This is a genomic window from Anaeromassilibacillus sp. SJQ-5 (assembly GCF_054108045.1).
The window spans coordinates 1,127,318-1,141,490 of record NZ_JBPJWQ010000001.1 but is presented as its reverse complement, the minus strand read 5'-3'; the positions used below and the strand labels follow the sequence as shown (position 1 = coordinate 1,141,490).

Annotated in this window: 19 protein-coding genes; all 19 read right to left on the bottom strand. The window is 59.6% G+C overall.

Annotation, left to right across the window (positions count from 1 at the left end):
* Positions 1–3: 3 nt before the first annotated feature.
* Positions 4–462 carry an arginine repressor gene (locus tag ACSAMM_RS04775; RefSeq protein WP_178725332.1) on the bottom strand — a complete coding sequence of 153 codons (459 nt, stop codon included), beginning with the start codon at positions 460–462 and terminating at the stop codon, positions 4–6.
* Between the two features lie 61 nt (positions 463–523).
* Positions 524–1,357 (bottom strand): NAD(+)/NADH kinase, encoded by an 834-nt coding sequence (locus tag ACSAMM_RS04770; RefSeq protein ID WP_178725330.1) that lies wholly within the window; start codon positions 1,355–1,357, stop codon positions 524–526.
* Positions 1,358–1,531: 174 nt separating this feature from the next.
* Positions 1,532–2,371 (bottom strand): TlyA family rRNA (cytidine-2'-O)-methyltransferase, encoded by an 840-nt coding sequence (locus tag ACSAMM_RS04765; RefSeq protein WP_178725328.1) that lies wholly within the window; start codon positions 2,369–2,371, stop codon positions 1,532–1,534.
* Entirely contained in the window at positions 2,358–4,256 is a 1,899-nt protein-coding gene (gene dxs / locus ACSAMM_RS04760; RefSeq protein ID WP_178725326.1) for a 1-deoxy-D-xylulose-5-phosphate synthase, read from the bottom strand. The genes ACSAMM_RS04765 and dxs overlap by 14 nt, the downstream gene beginning before the upstream one ends.
* A 52-nt stretch (positions 4,257–4,308) precedes the next feature.
* Positions 4,309–4,788, bottom strand: a complete 480-nt coding sequence (locus ACSAMM_RS04755; protein WP_178725324.1) for a divergent PAP2 family protein — start codon at positions 4,786–4,788, stop codon at positions 4,309–4,311.
* A 38-nt stretch (positions 4,789–4,826) separates the two neighbouring features.
* Positions 4,827–5,723: a polyprenyl synthetase family protein gene (locus ACSAMM_RS04750; protein WP_457790140.1), complete on the bottom strand. Its 897-nt coding sequence runs from the start codon at positions 5,721–5,723 to the stop codon at positions 4,827–4,829.
* A gap of 30 nt (positions 5,724–5,753) precedes the next feature.
* A complete protein-coding gene (xseB, locus tag ACSAMM_RS04745) occupies positions 5,754–6,014 on the bottom strand; it encodes an exodeoxyribonuclease VII small subunit (RefSeq protein ID WP_178725320.1) in 261 nt (86 codons plus the stop codon).
* A gap of 15 nt (positions 6,015–6,029) precedes the next feature.
* Positions 6,030–7,244, bottom strand: coding sequence for an exodeoxyribonuclease VII large subunit (xseA, locus tag ACSAMM_RS04740; protein WP_457790138.1), 1,215 nt, complete (start codon positions 7,242–7,244; stop codon positions 6,030–6,032).
* Positions 7,241–8,194, bottom strand: coding sequence for a peptidase M22 (locus ACSAMM_RS04735; protein WP_457790136.1), 954 nt, complete (start codon positions 8,192–8,194; stop codon positions 7,241–7,243). The genes xseA and ACSAMM_RS04735 overlap by 4 nt, the downstream gene beginning before the upstream one ends.
* Positions 8,191–8,607 carry a transcription antitermination factor NusB gene (gene nusB / locus ACSAMM_RS04730; RefSeq protein ID WP_457790134.1) on the bottom strand — a complete coding sequence of 139 codons (417 nt, stop codon included), beginning with the start codon at positions 8,605–8,607 and terminating at the stop codon, positions 8,191–8,193. The genes ACSAMM_RS04735 and nusB overlap by 4 nt, the downstream gene beginning before the upstream one ends.
* A 106-nt stretch (positions 8,608–8,713) precedes the next feature.
* The gene (locus ACSAMM_RS04725; RefSeq protein WP_178724149.1) at positions 8,714–9,079 is read right to left on the bottom strand and encodes an Asp23/Gls24 family envelope stress response protein; all 366 of its coding nucleotides are present in this window, start codon (positions 9,077–9,079) and stop codon (positions 8,714–8,716) included.
* Between the two features lie 121 nt (positions 9,080–9,200).
* Positions 9,201–9,752, bottom strand: a complete 552-nt coding sequence (locus tag ACSAMM_RS04720) for a SpoIIIAH-like family protein (RefSeq protein WP_457790132.1) — start codon at positions 9,750–9,752, stop codon at positions 9,201–9,203.
* Positions 9,753–9,780: 28 nt separating this feature from the next.
* Positions 9,781–10,350, bottom strand: coding sequence for a hypothetical protein (locus ACSAMM_RS04715; protein WP_457790130.1), 570 nt, complete (start codon positions 10,348–10,350; stop codon positions 9,781–9,783).
* 21 nt (positions 10,351–10,371) lie between these two features.
* Positions 10,372–10,845 carry a hypothetical protein gene (locus tag ACSAMM_RS04710; RefSeq protein WP_457790128.1) on the bottom strand — a complete coding sequence of 158 codons (474 nt, stop codon included), beginning with the start codon at positions 10,843–10,845 and terminating at the stop codon, positions 10,372–10,374.
* 34 nt (positions 10,846–10,879) lie between these two features.
* Positions 10,880–12,040 (bottom strand): stage III sporulation protein AE, encoded by a 1,161-nt coding sequence (locus ACSAMM_RS04705; RefSeq protein ID WP_457790127.1) that lies wholly within the window; start codon positions 12,038–12,040, stop codon positions 10,880–10,882.
* On the bottom strand, positions 12,037–12,438 hold the full coding sequence (locus ACSAMM_RS04700) for a SpoIIIAC/SpoIIIAD family protein (protein WP_178724139.1): 402 nt from the start codon (positions 12,436–12,438) through the stop codon (positions 12,037–12,039). The genes ACSAMM_RS04705 and ACSAMM_RS04700 overlap by 4 nt, the downstream gene beginning before the upstream one ends.
* 4 nt (positions 12,439–12,442) lie before the next feature.
* Entirely contained in the window at positions 12,443–12,637 is a 195-nt protein-coding gene (spoIIIAC, locus tag ACSAMM_RS04695) for a stage III sporulation protein AC (protein WP_178724137.1), read from the bottom strand.
* Between the two features lie 43 nt (positions 12,638–12,680).
* The gene (locus tag ACSAMM_RS04690) at positions 12,681–13,196 is read right to left on the bottom strand and encodes a stage III sporulation protein AB (protein WP_178724135.1); all 516 of its coding nucleotides are present in this window, start codon (positions 13,194–13,196) and stop codon (positions 12,681–12,683) included.
* Positions 13,096–14,112, bottom strand: coding sequence for a stage III sporulation protein AA (locus tag ACSAMM_RS04685; RefSeq protein ID WP_457790125.1), 1,017 nt, complete (start codon positions 14,110–14,112; stop codon positions 13,096–13,098). Before ACSAMM_RS04685 ends, ACSAMM_RS04690 begins: the two co-directional genes overlap by 101 nt.
* Between the last annotated feature and the right edge of the window lie 61 nt (positions 14,113–14,173).

The following is a 14,173-nucleotide window of genomic DNA, read 5'->3' as shown; positions in this document are numbered from 1 at the left end:
TTCTTATTGGAGGGTACGAATCAGCTTTTTCAGTTCCGTCACCAGTTCGACCGACTGGGCTTCGTTTTTCGTGATGCACAGGAAGGTATCATCGCCCGCCAGGGTCCCCACCACATTGTCCCAATGCAGGGAATCCATGGCCGCACAAACCGCCTGAGCCATGCCGACAAAGCATTTGATCACCACGATATTGCCCGCGTAATCCACCCCGACGACCGCGTCGCTGAACAGGGAATGAAATTTGGAGGAGATGTGATCGTTCTCCTGCTTGACAGTGGAATACCGATACCGCCCGTCGCTGTCCAGAGTTTTAATTAAACGCAGTTCCTTGATGTCCCGGGAGACTGTGGCCTGTGTCACGTCGAAGCCGCATTCCCGCAGCCGCTTGAGCAGTTCGTCCTGGGTATCCACCGGCGTGCTGTGGATGATTTCCAGGATTTTCGCGTGCCGTTTGGTTTTCACAACAACCATCCTTTCGCAGTCGTTCCCGTTTAAAAGACAAGCAGCGCTTCCCTTTAAAAACCTATCTCCTGTTTATCAGCTTTTGATTCAGCACCTGATAAAACGATGTCTGCTTGAGCTTGATTAGATGGGCATCCGCGGCGGCGCGGGATATCAGAATCCGATCGCTGCCGGTAATGGGCGCCCCCTCCTCCCCGTCCACGGTCAGGAACACGCTGGTCCCCGCTGGAATGAGCGGGCGGATGGACAGCACGGCGTCCGCGTGAAAAATATAGGAGCGGGAATACAAAGAATGGGGGCAGATAGGGGTGAGCAGCAGGCAGTCCACCTCCGGATCCACCACAGGACCGCCAGCCGATAAGGAATAGGCGGTGGAGCCGGTAGGGGTGGCTGCGATGATACCGTCCGCTCGGTACGTCATCACCGGTTCGGCATGGTTGGAAACCTCCAGTTCAATCAAGCGGGACAGGGCCCCGCGGGAGACAACTGCTTCGTTCATGGCGGTAAACCGCCGTTCCCCCGCAGCGGTTCGAATCACCACATCCAGGAGCATCCGGTGCTCCACCGTATACTGCCCTTGGATAAGGGCGGGCAGCTTTCCCAGTTCATCGGCTTCCAGGCCGGCCATAAAGCCAAGGCGGCCGCCGTTGATGCCCAGAACAGGGCGGAAATACCGGGCGGCCCGCTTGGCGGTGTGCATGATGGTGCCGTCCCCTCCCAGGGCCACCACCACGTCGCTCGCGGCGATGATTTCGTCCGTCTCCTCACTGGGGAACTGCTGCGTTTCGGCGGGAAGCAGCACCTCGGCGCCCAGCTTTTCCAGAGCAGCGCAGACGCTGCCCAGCGACTCACCGCTGCCGGAGGCTTTAAAATTGGGGATAACGGCCACACGCATACATGCTTCCCATACCTTTCCGCGCCGGCAAGTCCGGGCGTTTCCCGTTAAAAAAGCCGACGCTGTCCACAGGGCAGCGCCGGCGAGCCGGTCACGGAGACGCACCTCCGCTTCGGCGGCCCCATGCCTCTGTGTTCCGCGTTTTCGAGGCTTTGGGAACGCGTCCCGCAAGCCTTAGTTGTTAGGGCGTCCGCGCAGACAGCGATGCGCCTGTTCCACCAGGCCATCCACATCCCAGGCATTGACGGGAACCGGTGAGCCGGGCGCGTAGGTCAGCGCGGCCAGATATTCGATATTGCCCTCTCCGCCGGTAATCGGCGAATAGGTCAGCTGTTCCAGGCGGCAGCGCTGCCCGGCAAAGAAAGCGAGCAGGGCGTGCAGCACCTGTTTATGCGCCTTGGGGTCTTTCACCACCCCATTCTTCCCCACCGCCTGCCGGCCGGCCTCAAACTGCGGCTTTATCAGGCAGACGATCCGCGCCCTATCGGCCAGGAATGGAAGAACCGAAGCAAAAATTCCTTCTACTGGTATAAATGATACATCAACCGAGCAAAAAAGTACAGAACTTTCCGCAACAAAATTTTGAATTTTTTCGGTTTTCCGAATATCTATACCTTCCAGGTTGATCACACGGGAGTCGGTGCGCAGCTTTTCATGGAGCTGATCATGGCCCACGTCCACAGCGTAGACTCTCACGGCCCCTTGCTGCAGCATGCAATCGGTAAAACCGCCGGTGGAGGCGCCGATGTCCATGGCCGTGACGCCTTCCAGCCGCCAGCCGGTGACATCCAGCGCCTTTTGCAGCTTATACCCACCGCGGCCCACATAGAGAAGGGACCGGGTATCGCATTCGATCGCATCGGCTTCTTTTACCAGCTGAGCCGGTTTCGCCGCGGGATGGCCGTTGACACGCACCAGGCCGCCGGCAATCAATTCCTTAGCCTTTTCCCGGCCGCTGACGAAGCCTCTCTCCACCAGAACAGCGTCCAGCCGGCTCCCCTCACGCGGGCTCATCGGGTTCCTCCGTGGGGGCGTCGCTGGATCGTTCCGCGAGTACAGCCGCCACAATCCCCTCGACATCCAGCCCAACCTGATGGAGGCCGGAGGCGGTGGAGCAGGTGGTCAGAAAATCCTCGATAGCCCGCACCCGGTAGCTGCCGCTGAATCGTTCGGCCATCAGCCGCGAGCCCAGATATTCACCGATCCCGCCCCGGCGGCTGCCCTCTTCAAAAAAGAGGACATGGCTGTACCGACGGGCGATCTGCACGCATTCCTCATCGAGAGGATGGATACGGGTCAGCTTGAGCACGGAAACGGGCAGGCCCTGGCGAAGCAGCTCCTTGGCGGCGGAGAGGACATTGGCGAAAATCCGGCCGTAGGTGATGAGCAGCACGGCTTTCTTGCCGGAGCGCAGATAGGTATACGGCTTAAAATTCGGCACATAGCCCGCCGGACAGGGAAGCTCGCCGCCCTTGGGATAGCGGACAGCGGCAATGCCCTTGACGTCATACAGGGCTTGCTTGAGGTTGATCTCCAGCTCGGCAAAATTGAAAGGTGCGTAGATGGTGACATGGGGGATGGTGGTTAAAAACGGCACGTCAAAAATTCCCTGATGGGTTTCGCCGTCGTCGGGGACAATACCGGCCCGGTCGATAGCCAGCACGATATGGTTGCCGATGATCGAAGTATCGTTTAAAATCTGATCGTAGCTGCGCTGCAGGAAGGTGGAGTACACGGCAAACACCGGCAGGATGCCCCCGCAGGCCAGGCCGGAGGAAAAGGTGACGGCGTGCCCTTCCGCGATCCCCACGTCGAAAAAGCGCTCGGGATAAAGCAGGGAGAAATCCTGCAGGCAGGTGCCGGTCTTCATAGCGGCGGTGATGGCGCAAATTTCAGGATCGTCCTTGGCCAGGCGGCAGAGGCACTCTCCAAAGGTGGTGGAAAAAGAGGGTGCGGATTCCGGCGCCTGGCCGGTTTCCACGTCGAACTTGCCCACGCCGTGATACCGATCCGGACTCTCCGCTGCAAAGGTATAGCCCTTTCCCTTAATTGTCTCCACATGCAGCAGGACCGGACGGTTGATTTTTTTTGCGGTCTCCATGGCCCGGGTCAAATCCTTCAAATCGTGTCCGTCGATGGGGCCGAGATAATGAAAGCCCATCTGTTCAAACATGGAGCTATTTTTATAGACAGCCTGCTTGAGTTTGGTCTTGACACGAATCAGGCAGTTGTACAACCCCTTACCGAGCAAGGGGATGTGGGACAAAAAATTGCCAAAAGCATTTTTGAACCGAACATAGCGGGGCTTGGCCCGCAGGTTGGCGAGATAGCGGGCGACGAAGCCGACGTTCCGGCTGATGGACATGCGGTTGTCGTTGAGCACAACCACCAGCTTGTCTTTGCTACGCCCAGCGTTGCTCAACCCCTCGTAGGCGAGTCCACCTGTCAGGGCGCCGTCACCGATAATCGCCACCACATAGCCGTCCTCTCCCGCCAGGGTTTTCGCCTTGGCCATGCCGTTGGCGGCGGAGATGGAGGTGCTACTATGTCCCGCGATGAAGGTGTCGTATTCGCTCTCGCTCGGCCGTGGGAACCCGCCCAGGCCGTTTTCCTGGCGGAGGGTATGGAACTGTTCCATCCGCCCGGTGAGCAGCTTGTGGGGATAGCACTGATGCCCCACGTCCCAGACCAGGCGATCCAGCGGCGTATCAAAAACCTTATGCAAAGCCACCGTCAGCTCCACCACCCCCAGATTGGAGGACAGATGGCCGCCGGTCTGCGAGACGGTCTGAATTAAAAAGTCCCGGATTTCCCCGCACAGGGCGGTCATCTCGGGATAGGTCAGCTGTTTCAAATCGGCCGGAGACTTAATCCGGCTGAGTATCGTTTCCTCTGGCATGCCAAAAAGCCTCGCTTCCAAAACCGCCCATCTGCGGGCAGAAATCTGCCACCTACATGGGCACCGTTACGCCGACCAAAATACCCAGCAGCACGCCGCCGAGCACCTCCAGGGGCGTATGGCCGATAAACTCTTTCAGCTCAATCTCATCCACTTCTTTATCCGGGATGCCGTCACCGTCTACATCGGCGTTTTGATTCTCAATTTGATTGAGGTATTTGTTAAGCAGTTTAGCGTGAACGCCCGCCTCCCGACGAACCCCCATTGCATCGTACATGGTGACGAAGGCGTATATCACGGCCAAAGCGAACAAAGGAGAGTTAACACCGTCAACCCGTGCCAGGGAGATGGTCAGTGCGCATACCATGGAAGAATGCGCGCTGGGCATCCCGCCGGCACCCCACAGGCGCTCAATATTCAGTTTTTTGGAAAGTACAAGGGTGAGAAGCACCTTCAACACCTGGGCGCACAGCCACGCCAGTACGGCGGTAAACAGCACCTTGTTTTCAAAAAACTCTTTAAAAACCGACATTGTCTCATCCGTTCCTTTATCCGTTTTCCCGTCCGGACTTATTTCTTCCGTTCCAGAAGCGCCCGGGCCAGCCGCCGCAGATGCTCCGCTTCGGCGCCAAAGGGCTCCAGGTATTCCACAGCCTCCCGGGTGCGCCGTTCCGCCAGGCAGCGGGCGTCTTCCAGCCCCAGGAGGGACACGTAGGTCACTTTTTCATTTTCAACGTCGCTGCCGGCCGGTTTGCCCAGCTGCTGCGCCGTGGATGTACTATCCAGTATATCGTCAACGATCTGAAAACACAAGCCTAAATTCTGCCCATAGGCGCGGGCGGCCGCCGTCTTGGAAGCGGAAGCCCCACCGACCAGGCAGCCCATCTCGCAGGCGGCCATCATCAGCGCGGCGGTTTTGCCCTGCTGCAGCTTCTCCAGGACCGGCAGACCGATGGCCTTTCCCTCGCTCTGCAAATCGATCACCTGGCCGCCCACCATGCCGGCATATCCGGCACGTTTCGCCAGTGTAAAGGCAGCGGCCAGTACAGATTCAGCTGGGATTGCCTGTCGGTTATCGGCGCGCAGCATCACCTCGAAGGCCAGAGTCAGCAGCGCATCCCCGGCCAGCAGGGCCATATTCTCCCCGAAGGCGGCATGAACGGAGGGCTTGCCGCGGCGCAGAGGGCTGTCGTCCATACAGGGCAAATCGTCGTGAACCAGCGAATAGGAATGAATCAGTTCCACCGCCGTCGCAAAAGGCATGGCCCGCCCGGCGTCGCCGCAGGCTAGCCGGCAGAACTCCAACGTCAGCACGGGTCGAATCCGCTTGCCGCCCGCCTCGCAGGCATAGGTCATCGCCCGGGCCACCGTCTCGCAGAGGCCTTCGGCGGCGGGCAGATGGGCCGGCAATTCCTTCTCAAATACGCGCAGGTGCTCCTGTAATTGCTCGGTGTAAAGTTCGCTCATCTCGGTGTCTCCCGGCCTTTCCTGCTAATTTTATTCGGACAGCGCCTGGCCCATATCCTGGCCCTGCCTATCCACCAGCTCATCCGGGGCGGGAGTCGCCTCTTCTACAGCGGTCAGCTTGACGATTTTCTGCTCGGCGGTTTTCAGCGCCTTGGAGCAGTAAGCCGTCAGCTTGGTCCCCTCCTCGAACAGCTTCAAAGATTCGTCTAGCGTGCAGCGGCCGCTCTCCAGCACAGAGACAATCTGCTCCAGGCGGGTCATCGCTTTTTCAAAAGTCCATTCGGTAGCCATGGCTGCCATCCTTTCTTATGTGTCTTCCCCTTGTGCGCGCACCTCGTCCACGGTGCAGCGGATGCTGCCTCCGGAGAGGCGCCAATCCAGAGAGTCGCCGGGGGCGACATCCGCCGTGCTCTTGACGACACGACCATCGGTCCTATAGCCGATGGCGTAGCCGCGGGACAGCACCTTCAACGGGCTGAGGGCATCCAGCTTGGAAGCGGCGGCGGCCAGGCGGCGATCCGCCCGGGCGGTCTGCATCTGTGCGGCAGAAACAAAGGCTTTGGTGATATAGTCCAGCCGCATGGCCTGCTCTTCCACGTAAAACAGTGGCGTGGACAAGCAGCGCTTCGCGCGCACGGCCTCCAACCGCTTGGCGGCATCCTGCACGCCGGCGGCGATAGCCCGTCGGGCATTCTGCTCCAGCTGAGCCACCCGGCGGATTAGCTGCTGCTGATCCGGCACCGCCAATTCGGCGGCGGCGGAGGGAGTGGGCGCGCGCAAATCCGCGGCGAAATCACAGATGGTAAAATCGGTTTCGTGCCCCACGGCGGAGATGACGGGTATGCGGGACGCCGCCACCGCCCGGGCAACCGCCTCCTCGTTGAAGGCCCAAAGCTCCTCAATAGAGCCGCCGCCCCGGCCGATGATCAGCACATCCGCCGCGTCCGCCTCATTGAAGCGGCGCAGAGCGTCCACCAGAGAGGGGGCCGCCCCCTCCCCCTGCACCAGAACGGGGGCAAATATGACCCGCGCCATCGGATAACGGCGGCCCAGAATGTTGAGAATATCCCGCACCGCCGCGCCGGTCGGCGAAGTAATCACGCCCACCCGGGTCGGATAAGGCGGCAGCGGACGTTTTCGCGATTCGTCGAACATGCCTTCGGCTGCCAGCCTTTTTTTCAGCTGTTCGAAGGCTATTTGGAGGGCACCGACGCCGTCCGGCTGCATCTCTTCAATATATAATTGGAAAGAACCGTCCTTTTCATACAGAGACACCCGGGCCTTGACAATGACCTTCATGCCGCTTTCCGGACGAAACTGCAGCTTGGAGGCATAGGCGCGGAACATCACCGCTTTGACAATGGCGTTCTCATCCTTCAGGGACATATACAGATGCCCCGACTTGTAATGGTTAGTAAAGTTGGAAATTTCGCCGCCGATATAGACGGCCGCCAGATTGGCGTCGCCTTCCAGAATGGATTTGACATAGCGATTCAGCTGACTGACGGAAATGACCTTCATAAACGGCTGGCTCCTTTCTCCCGCAGACTGCATAGCAGGGCAATGCCCGCCGCGTTGTCAGCCGAATAGGCCGGCGGGGCGAACGTGCCGTTATAGGCGGCCTCCAATTCCCGCCGAAGCAGACTGTTGGACATGACGCCGCCCGCGTAGACCACCGGCAGATTGCCGTAAACACGCAGCAGAGCCTGCGTCATACCGCTAACCGCCGCCAGAACGCTGCGCAGACAAAAGAGCGCCACTTCTTCGTCGGGCGCGCCCTTTTCTTTCATGGTACGGCATTGGTTTTCCACCCCGGACAAATGGCAGTCCGCCCCTTCTAAAGAGGGGCGGGGCAGACGGCCGGCGGAGCCCCATCCCGGGGCGCGGGAGGCCAGTTTCTCCAGGGCGGGACCGGCGGGAAAGGGCAGGCCGAGAAGGCCGCCCACCCGGTCGATAAGCTGTCCCGCCTTCAAATCCCGGGAACGCCCCACCGTCTCACAGCGGAGGATATCCTCTTTGTCCGGCCGCACCAGCAGGGCGTCGGTCGTCCCACCGGAGACATGAAAGGCCAGAAACGGCTCACGTATCCACGCGGTGCGCTCCGAGCCGAAAAGGGCGGCGGCCACATGGCCCTGCTGGTGGGTAAACCGGTAGCAGGGAACATGGAGAACCGCCGCCAATTCCCGGGCGGCCCCCATCCCCGCCAGAAAGCAGGGCATATACGAGCCCTCCCGCTGCTGCGGGCGGTCGGAAGCGGCTATCGCTGTTATCGGCGCGTCACAGAGGCCGCGCAGTTCCTCGACGATGTCCGGAAGCTGCCGTACGTGATGAAACACCGCGTCGCTTTGCCGCAGCCCCAATTCCCCGGGCTTTACCGGTAGCAGGCGTTTAACCTGATGAATAGCGCCGTCCTGCCAGATGGCCGCCGAGGTGGTGTAATTACTGGTATCCAGCCCGAGACAAACACTCATGCCTGTGCGTCATCCTTCGGGGCAGTTTCGCGGGAAATGCCGCCGAGCACGCCGTTGACGAAGGAGGAATCCTCGTCGCCGCCGTATTTTTTGGCCAACTCCACCGCCTCGTTGATGGAAACGCTGACAGGGATGTCGTCCACATACAGCATCTCATACACCGCCAGACGCATAATGGCCAGCGCCACCCGGGAGATCCGCTCCTTGCTCCACTTCAAGGAACAGGCGGCAATTCTCTGATCGATGGACTCTGTGCGGCTTTCCGCCCCCTGCGCCAGCGACAGCGCGAAGGCGTCCCCTTCCACGTCCCGGGCCTCTCCCGCGCGCTGGAGGATTTCGCTTACCGGTTCCTCGGTAAAGGTCTTTTCAAACAACAGTATAAACGCCAATTCGCGCGCTTCCCGCCTCGTCATACGGCACCCCGCCTTTTCCTATGTATTCGGCCGTTTCCCGACAGGAAACGACACGCCGATCAACAAGAGAGCCCTCCACACCTCTGCGGAGGGCCCGCTTAGCCGGTTATTTGCTTTTTTCATCATCCAGGACAATGCCCGCCACGTGCACGTTGACCTTTGTCACCGGTTTGCCGGTCATGGACTGAACCGCGACCTTGACACCGTGCTGCACATCCCCCGCTACGTCCGGGATACGGGTGCCCAGCCGCAGATTGATGTACACGTCCACGATGGTCTCGTTTTCATTGTTCAGCACCTTGACCGATTTGGTCGCGGCGTTGGTGGACATAATGCCGTGAATATCCGCAGGGCGCGCCGCCATGCCCGCCACGCCGGGAACCTCCAGCGCCGCCGTGCTAGCGATAGTAGCAATCACATCCTCCGAGATAATGCAGCTTCCTTCCGAAGGACGCAACCCTTTATCATCCATGTTTGAGAACCCCCTATTTCTTGATAGCGGAAAGCCGGCCCATCCGCCCGTTTATCTGGACGGATGCAAACCTTCGCTTTCCTGTTATTATACCACAAACCAAGAAAGGGGCAACTGTTTTTTATGAATTTACGTTGGATATCTTAATATTTTGTGCGACAATCTTCGACTGGGCGGTGACAATCTCGGTGATTTGAATCGTCTGCTGGGGCTGAAGACTGTCCGCTTTGACCACGACATTGCAGTTTTCTCCCTCAATGTACACCACGCAGTCGGCAAAGCCCTTGGCTTTGATAAGGCTTTCGATTTTGCTTTCCTGCTCGATGGCGGCAGCCACCGCCTCGGTTTTTTCCAGCGCTTGCTTTTTGATGGCATCGGTGGCTTTGACGTCATTCATCATTTCTTTGATAAGATCCAGCGACTGAGCCCGGGCGTCCTCCCGGTTTTTGCGAGCCTGAGAGAAATAGTCGGCCTTGTCCCCAGGCTCGGAGGACTGGGCGGAGCCGCCCACGTACTGTGCGTCTCCCATGTTCTTGGACGTGTCGGACACGCTGGCCCCCGTATCGATAACGGGCGACTGGTTGGAAAAGTAGTAATTCAAATATACGGCCACGCCCAGCGCCACGATTAAAGTCGCCAAAAGCACCTGTTTTTTCCCAAAGATGTTGCTCACTGTTCCCCATTCCTTTCCTGCTGACAGTTTAATTGGATTTGGTAACGCATACCCGTTTGGAGGAAATATTCAGCGCCGTGGTGATGGCGTCGACGATGCGCTGGGATACCGCCGCGTTATCGCCGCCCTGGCAGACCACCACAACGCCCTTGACCGTGGGCTGAATCTCGGTGACCAGCAATCCCTGCCGCCCCTGATCGGTATCCACCACAATGATGGACTTTTCAGAGTCGTCCTTCTGCGAAACCTTATTGGAATCGCCGTTGGTGTCTTCCACCCGGTTGGTATTGATCTTGTCCTGGGTGGCATACACATACTCCACACCGTTTTCCAGGGTGACCATCACCTGGCAGGATCCCGCGCCTTCGATGCTGCCCACCAAGGCGGCCAGCTTGGTCTCCGTCTTAGCGACGAACTCCTCGGCCGAGGCCTTGGCGGCGGCCACCTGCTTGTCAGATTTTGGCGTCCAAAAATTGGACGCCAAAATCAGCCCCATTCCCACCAGGCCAACCGCCACAATGATTTTGGTGCCTTTTCCCCCTTTCAGAAACGCCGAAAGGCGCGTAAGCGTCCCGCTGCCGTTTTCTTTTTCTTCCATGGAACTCTTCCATCCTTTCCGTCAATCCGCCGACTGGACGATGACTTCCACCTCCAGCCGCTTTTCCATTACCTGTTTGGCGACCATGGCGTCTCGGATGTTTTGTTTGTCCATGTAAAGGACGATTTGTGTAATACATATGCCGCCATCCGCCGAAGTATCCGTCTTTGCCACGACTTTTTCCGCCTGGGTGTTATAATTTTTCAAAGTATCGTTGGTGACCCGCAGCAGCGCGGCGTTAATTTGCCGTTCCACCTGCCCGTTGACCCGTTCCTGTAGCACATCCGCCCGCACATCCTCCGGCAGGGCGTCGATATCCAGCTGGGTCATGGATTTCAGATTCATCAGGGGAGCGATCATACAGCAAAGGAAAAAGGCCGCGATAATCAGCTTGAACAGCCGCCCCATGCCTCCCTTGGGGGCCAGCATATGCAGCAGGGAGCAGCCGACCGCCGCCGCGCACAGCGCAATGGCCCATGCCTTAATCCCGTCCATGTCTGCCCTCCCTCCGTATCGTCAGCACGATTGTTCAACCTCCCCGTCCCGCCAGGGTCATAATACTGGTGGCGATAATCATAAACAGCGAGCAGGACGCCAGAAGGCCGATCAGGGTATTGGTCACCGACCGCACCGCCGTCAGCAGGCCGCTCATAGTTTTCAGCTCCAGCATATCCGCCGCCATGACGCACAGGCTCAGGCAGAGAGACCAGGCCGCGCATTCCAGCATGGGCGGCAGGACGATGAGCACGGTGGCCAGAATGCCGAAGCCGCCCAGGGTCGACTTGAGAAGGCCCAGACAACCCTTCACCGTGTTAAAGGCTTCGCTGAGGGCGCCTCCCACCACCGGGACGAAGCTGGACAGGGAAAACTTAATGGCCCGCCCTCCTAGCGTGTCGGCCGCCGCCCCCACCAGACTCTGCAGGGACAAGAGTCCGACAAACAGGGTGGACGATATGCTCAGAAGCCAAACGGCGGTTTTATTGATGAAGCCGGCCACGGCGTCCAGCTTCATGCCGCTGGTGACCGATCCGGTCATGCCGAGCGCCAAGGAAATAGTCATCAAGGGCAGGATGATGCTAGTGGCCAGCCACGAAAACAGCTCCGCCACAAACAGCACAATGGTTTGGTAGGAGGCGGCGGCGGCAATTTGTCCGCCCGTCAGCAGGACGCCGGCATAAACCGGCACAAAGCTGACCATAAACACCGAGGTGCTTTCCGCCGCTTCGCAGACCGACCGGATACAGCCGGAAACCGGAATCAGCGCCGCCGCACAGGCTGCGAGGGTACAGATGGTTTGAAACACATCAGAAATTGCCGGCTCTCGCACCGCTTGCTTCATGCCGTCCATCAGGGCGCACAGCAGGATAATGCCCAGCAGGATCCCCGCCGATCGCAGCGGTCCGCCTGCCTGGTCAGCCAAAAGACCGAGCAGGCCGCTTAAGGAGGCTTGAGGCGTCAGGCCGGACAGGCTGTCCTTGTCTAGTCCGGTAATCCCCAGATTGTCCAGCAGCCGCCGCGTCTCCTCCGGCAGCTTATCCCAAATTTCCTGCGCGCCGCTGGCCTCCAGCTGTTCCTGATACAGCTCATCGGCACTGGGCTCTTCCGCTTCCGCCGCCGCAGGAATCGTCGCGGCCAGCAGCATAGTCAGCAGCACAAACACCAGGAGAAAAATCCGGCGCGTCTTTTTCATGAAATCGCCTCCCCATTGATCAGGGAAGCGGCCAGCTGGGCGATTTTCTCAAACAACGGCAGGGCCAGCATCAGCAGCATCAGCTTGCCCGCCAGCTCCGCCTTGGATGCCAGCGCGGATTCTCCCGCATCCTTACAGGCGTCGGCGGCCAGCTGGGTGAGCAGGCAGATACCAAGCGCCTTGAATAGGATCGCCCCATATTCCTCCGGAAGGGCCGCCGTGCTCAGCAATTCCCGCAGGGTTCCGATGACGGGTAAGGCCTTGGACAGCACTAGGGCCAGGATGCCGATACCTGCCGCCAGACTGACGGCCATGGCCTGCTCAGGCCGCTGCTGGCGCAGCATGACGGCCAGGAAAGCCGCCACCACCACCACGCCCGCAATCATCACGATATCCATGGCGTCACAACCCGAAGACCGATTTGACCGTGCTGAACAAATCACCGATTTCCGTGACAATAATGGTCAGCACCACAATCAGGCCGGCCAGGGTGGTCAGCATCGCCTGCTCCTCCCGACCGGAACGCACCAACAGCTGGTTGAGCACCGCCACGATAATCCCGACCGCCGCAATTTTGAAAATCAAATCCACGTCCATCCAATTTCCCAGCCTTTCTTATCCGTGCAAAGCTTTATCCGCGTTACAGCAACAAAAGCGCCAGTCCGATGCCGCCGGTTACCCCCAGGGTTACGTACAGCCGGCTTTTGGTGGCCGCGTCCCGCCGGGCTTCCTCCAGCCGCTCTCCCAGCTGCTCCGCGTACAGCCGGCAATTTGTCAGCTGCCCCTCCACGTCGGTGCGGCCCAAGCCGTCGCCGAAATGAACCAGCAATTCCCGATCGGCCGCCGTCAGGCCACTGGCTTCCCCCTGCTCCTTGACGCCCTGACGCCAGGCAGTATGAAAATCCCCGTCGATTTGCAGATCCGCTGCCGCCGCTTTCAGAAAGGGCAGACTCTGGAATTCCGGGGAGGAGGCGGCGGCGGCCAGCAATTCGCCCACCGGGGCAGCTGTATACCGGATTTGAGAGCCCAGCTGGATCAGCAGCCGCTGGATTTTTTCAAGAGCAGCCGCCCGGCGACTCAGACCGGCCGCCGCCGAAAAGCCCAGAAACGCCCCCGCCGCCACCAAGAGCAGCAGGCCGATGACTTTGATAATCATACAGCTCCCCCGTTTCGTAAATCCGCCGCCAGACACCGGGTGATTTGCGGCCGTCCAAAGCCACCACACAGTCGAACGCGCCGCTGTCCAGGGCCATACGGACGCAGGGGCGGCGCAGCAAAGAGGGGATATCCCGGCAATGGGCGGAAGCAACCGCCGCCACTCCGGCATTGAGTCCCGCCAGCACGGCTTGTACCTCCTCGGCCGATCCCAATTCATCGAACAAAATGACGTCCGGAGCTAAGCAGCGCACCGCCTGCTGAATGCCGGCGCCTTTGGGGCAGTGCAGCAGCACATCGCACTCGGACAGGCCACCCTCTCCCGAGAGTTCTCCCCGCTCGTCCACCACCACCGTCCGGTAACGCCGTCCCATCCGGCCGCCGGCCAACTGTCTGGCCAAATCCCGCAGCAGACTGGTTTTGCCGCTTGAGGGCTCCCCCGCAATCAGGGCACTGCGCAGGCCGGAAGGACCGATCAGCTCCGCCGCCAGGGCGGAGGCGCAGCCGTCGTGCCGCCGGGCGATGCGGATGCATATCGACGTGATATGGCGCATGGTGACAATCGCGCCGTTTTCGGTGACGACGCTGCCCGCTATCCCCGCCCGGCAGCCGCTGCGGGTGCTGACATAGCCGTCCTTGATTTCCTGTTGATGGGTATGTACCGAATATTCACAAAGCCGCTGAAAACAGTCCTCGAGTTGAAGCGGATCGCAGGTCAGCAGGCTGCCGGAGGATAATTCGGTAACTTGTCCGCTTTTTGTCACCAGCAATTCGCCGGCAGGGGTAGACAATACCACCGGAGCCCCCGCGCGCAGCCGGATCTCCTGTGTCGCGGTCTGAATCCTGGCCGGCACTCCGATGATCACATCGCGAATTGACGGCGGCAGATACGCCGCCCCACTCAAAAAATCTCCCATGCCTGTCCTCACCTCGTCCCATACTTATGTGCCTGTCCCGCCGGTTAGAACAAAAAAATAG

Coding starts and splice junctions, on each gene's coding strand:
- ACSAMM_RS04770 (WP_178725330.1), bottom strand. CDS start 1,357: ATGCGTGTGGCCGTTATCCCCAATTTTAAAGCCTCCGGCAGCGGTGAG.
- ACSAMM_RS04765 (WP_178725328.1), bottom strand. CDS start 2,371: ATGAGCCCGCGTGAGGGGAGCCGGCTGGACGCTGTTCTGGTGGAGAGA.
- dxs (WP_178725326.1), bottom strand. CDS start 4,256: ATGCCAGAGGAAACGATACTCAGCCGGATTAAGTCTCCGGCCGATTTG.
- ACSAMM_RS04755 (WP_178725324.1), bottom strand. CDS start 4,788: ATGTCGGTTTTTAAAGAGTTTTTTGAAAACAAGGTGCTGTTTACCGCC.
- ACSAMM_RS04750 (WP_457790140.1), bottom strand. CDS start 5,723: ATGAGCGAACTTTACACCGAGCAATTACAGGAGCACCTGCGCGTATTT.
- xseB (WP_178725320.1), bottom strand. CDS start 6,014: ATGGCTACCGAATGGACTTTTGAAAAAGCGATGACCCGCCTGGAGCAG.
- xseA (WP_457790138.1), bottom strand. CDS start 7,244: ATGAAGGTCATTTCCGTCAGTCAGCTGAATCGCTATGTCAAATCCATT.
- ACSAMM_RS04735 (WP_457790136.1), bottom strand. CDS start 8,194: ATGAGTGTTTGTCTCGGGCTGGATACCAGTAATTACACCACCTCGGCG.
- nusB (WP_457790134.1), bottom strand. CDS start 8,607: ATGACGAGGCGGGAAGCGCGCGAATTGGCGTTTATACTGTTGTTTGAA.
- ACSAMM_RS04725 (WP_178724149.1), bottom strand. CDS start 9,079: ATGGATGATAAAGGGTTGCGTCCTTCGGAAGGAAGCTGCATTATCTCG.
- ACSAMM_RS04715 (WP_457790130.1), bottom strand. CDS start 10,350: ATGGAAGAAAAAGAAAACGGCAGCGGGACGCTTACGCGCCTTTCGGCG.
- ACSAMM_RS04710 (WP_457790128.1), bottom strand. CDS start 10,845: ATGGACGGGATTAAGGCATGGGCCATTGCGCTGTGCGCGGCGGCGGTC.
- ACSAMM_RS04705 (WP_457790127.1), bottom strand. CDS start 12,040: ATGAAAAAGACGCGCCGGATTTTTCTCCTGGTGTTTGTGCTGCTGACT.
- ACSAMM_RS04700 (WP_178724139.1), bottom strand. CDS start 12,438: ATGGATATCGTGATGATTGCGGGCGTGGTGGTGGTGGCGGCTTTCCTG.
- spoIIIAC (WP_178724137.1), bottom strand. CDS start 12,637: ATGGACGTGGATTTGATTTTCAAAATTGCGGCGGTCGGGATTATCGTG.
- ACSAMM_RS04690 (WP_178724135.1), bottom strand. CDS start 13,196: ATGATTATCAAAGTCATCGGCCTGCTGCTCTTGGTGGCGGCGGGGGCG.
- ACSAMM_RS04685 (WP_457790125.1), bottom strand. CDS start 14,112: ATGGGAGATTTTTTGAGTGGGGCGGCGTATCTGCCGCCGTCAATTCGC.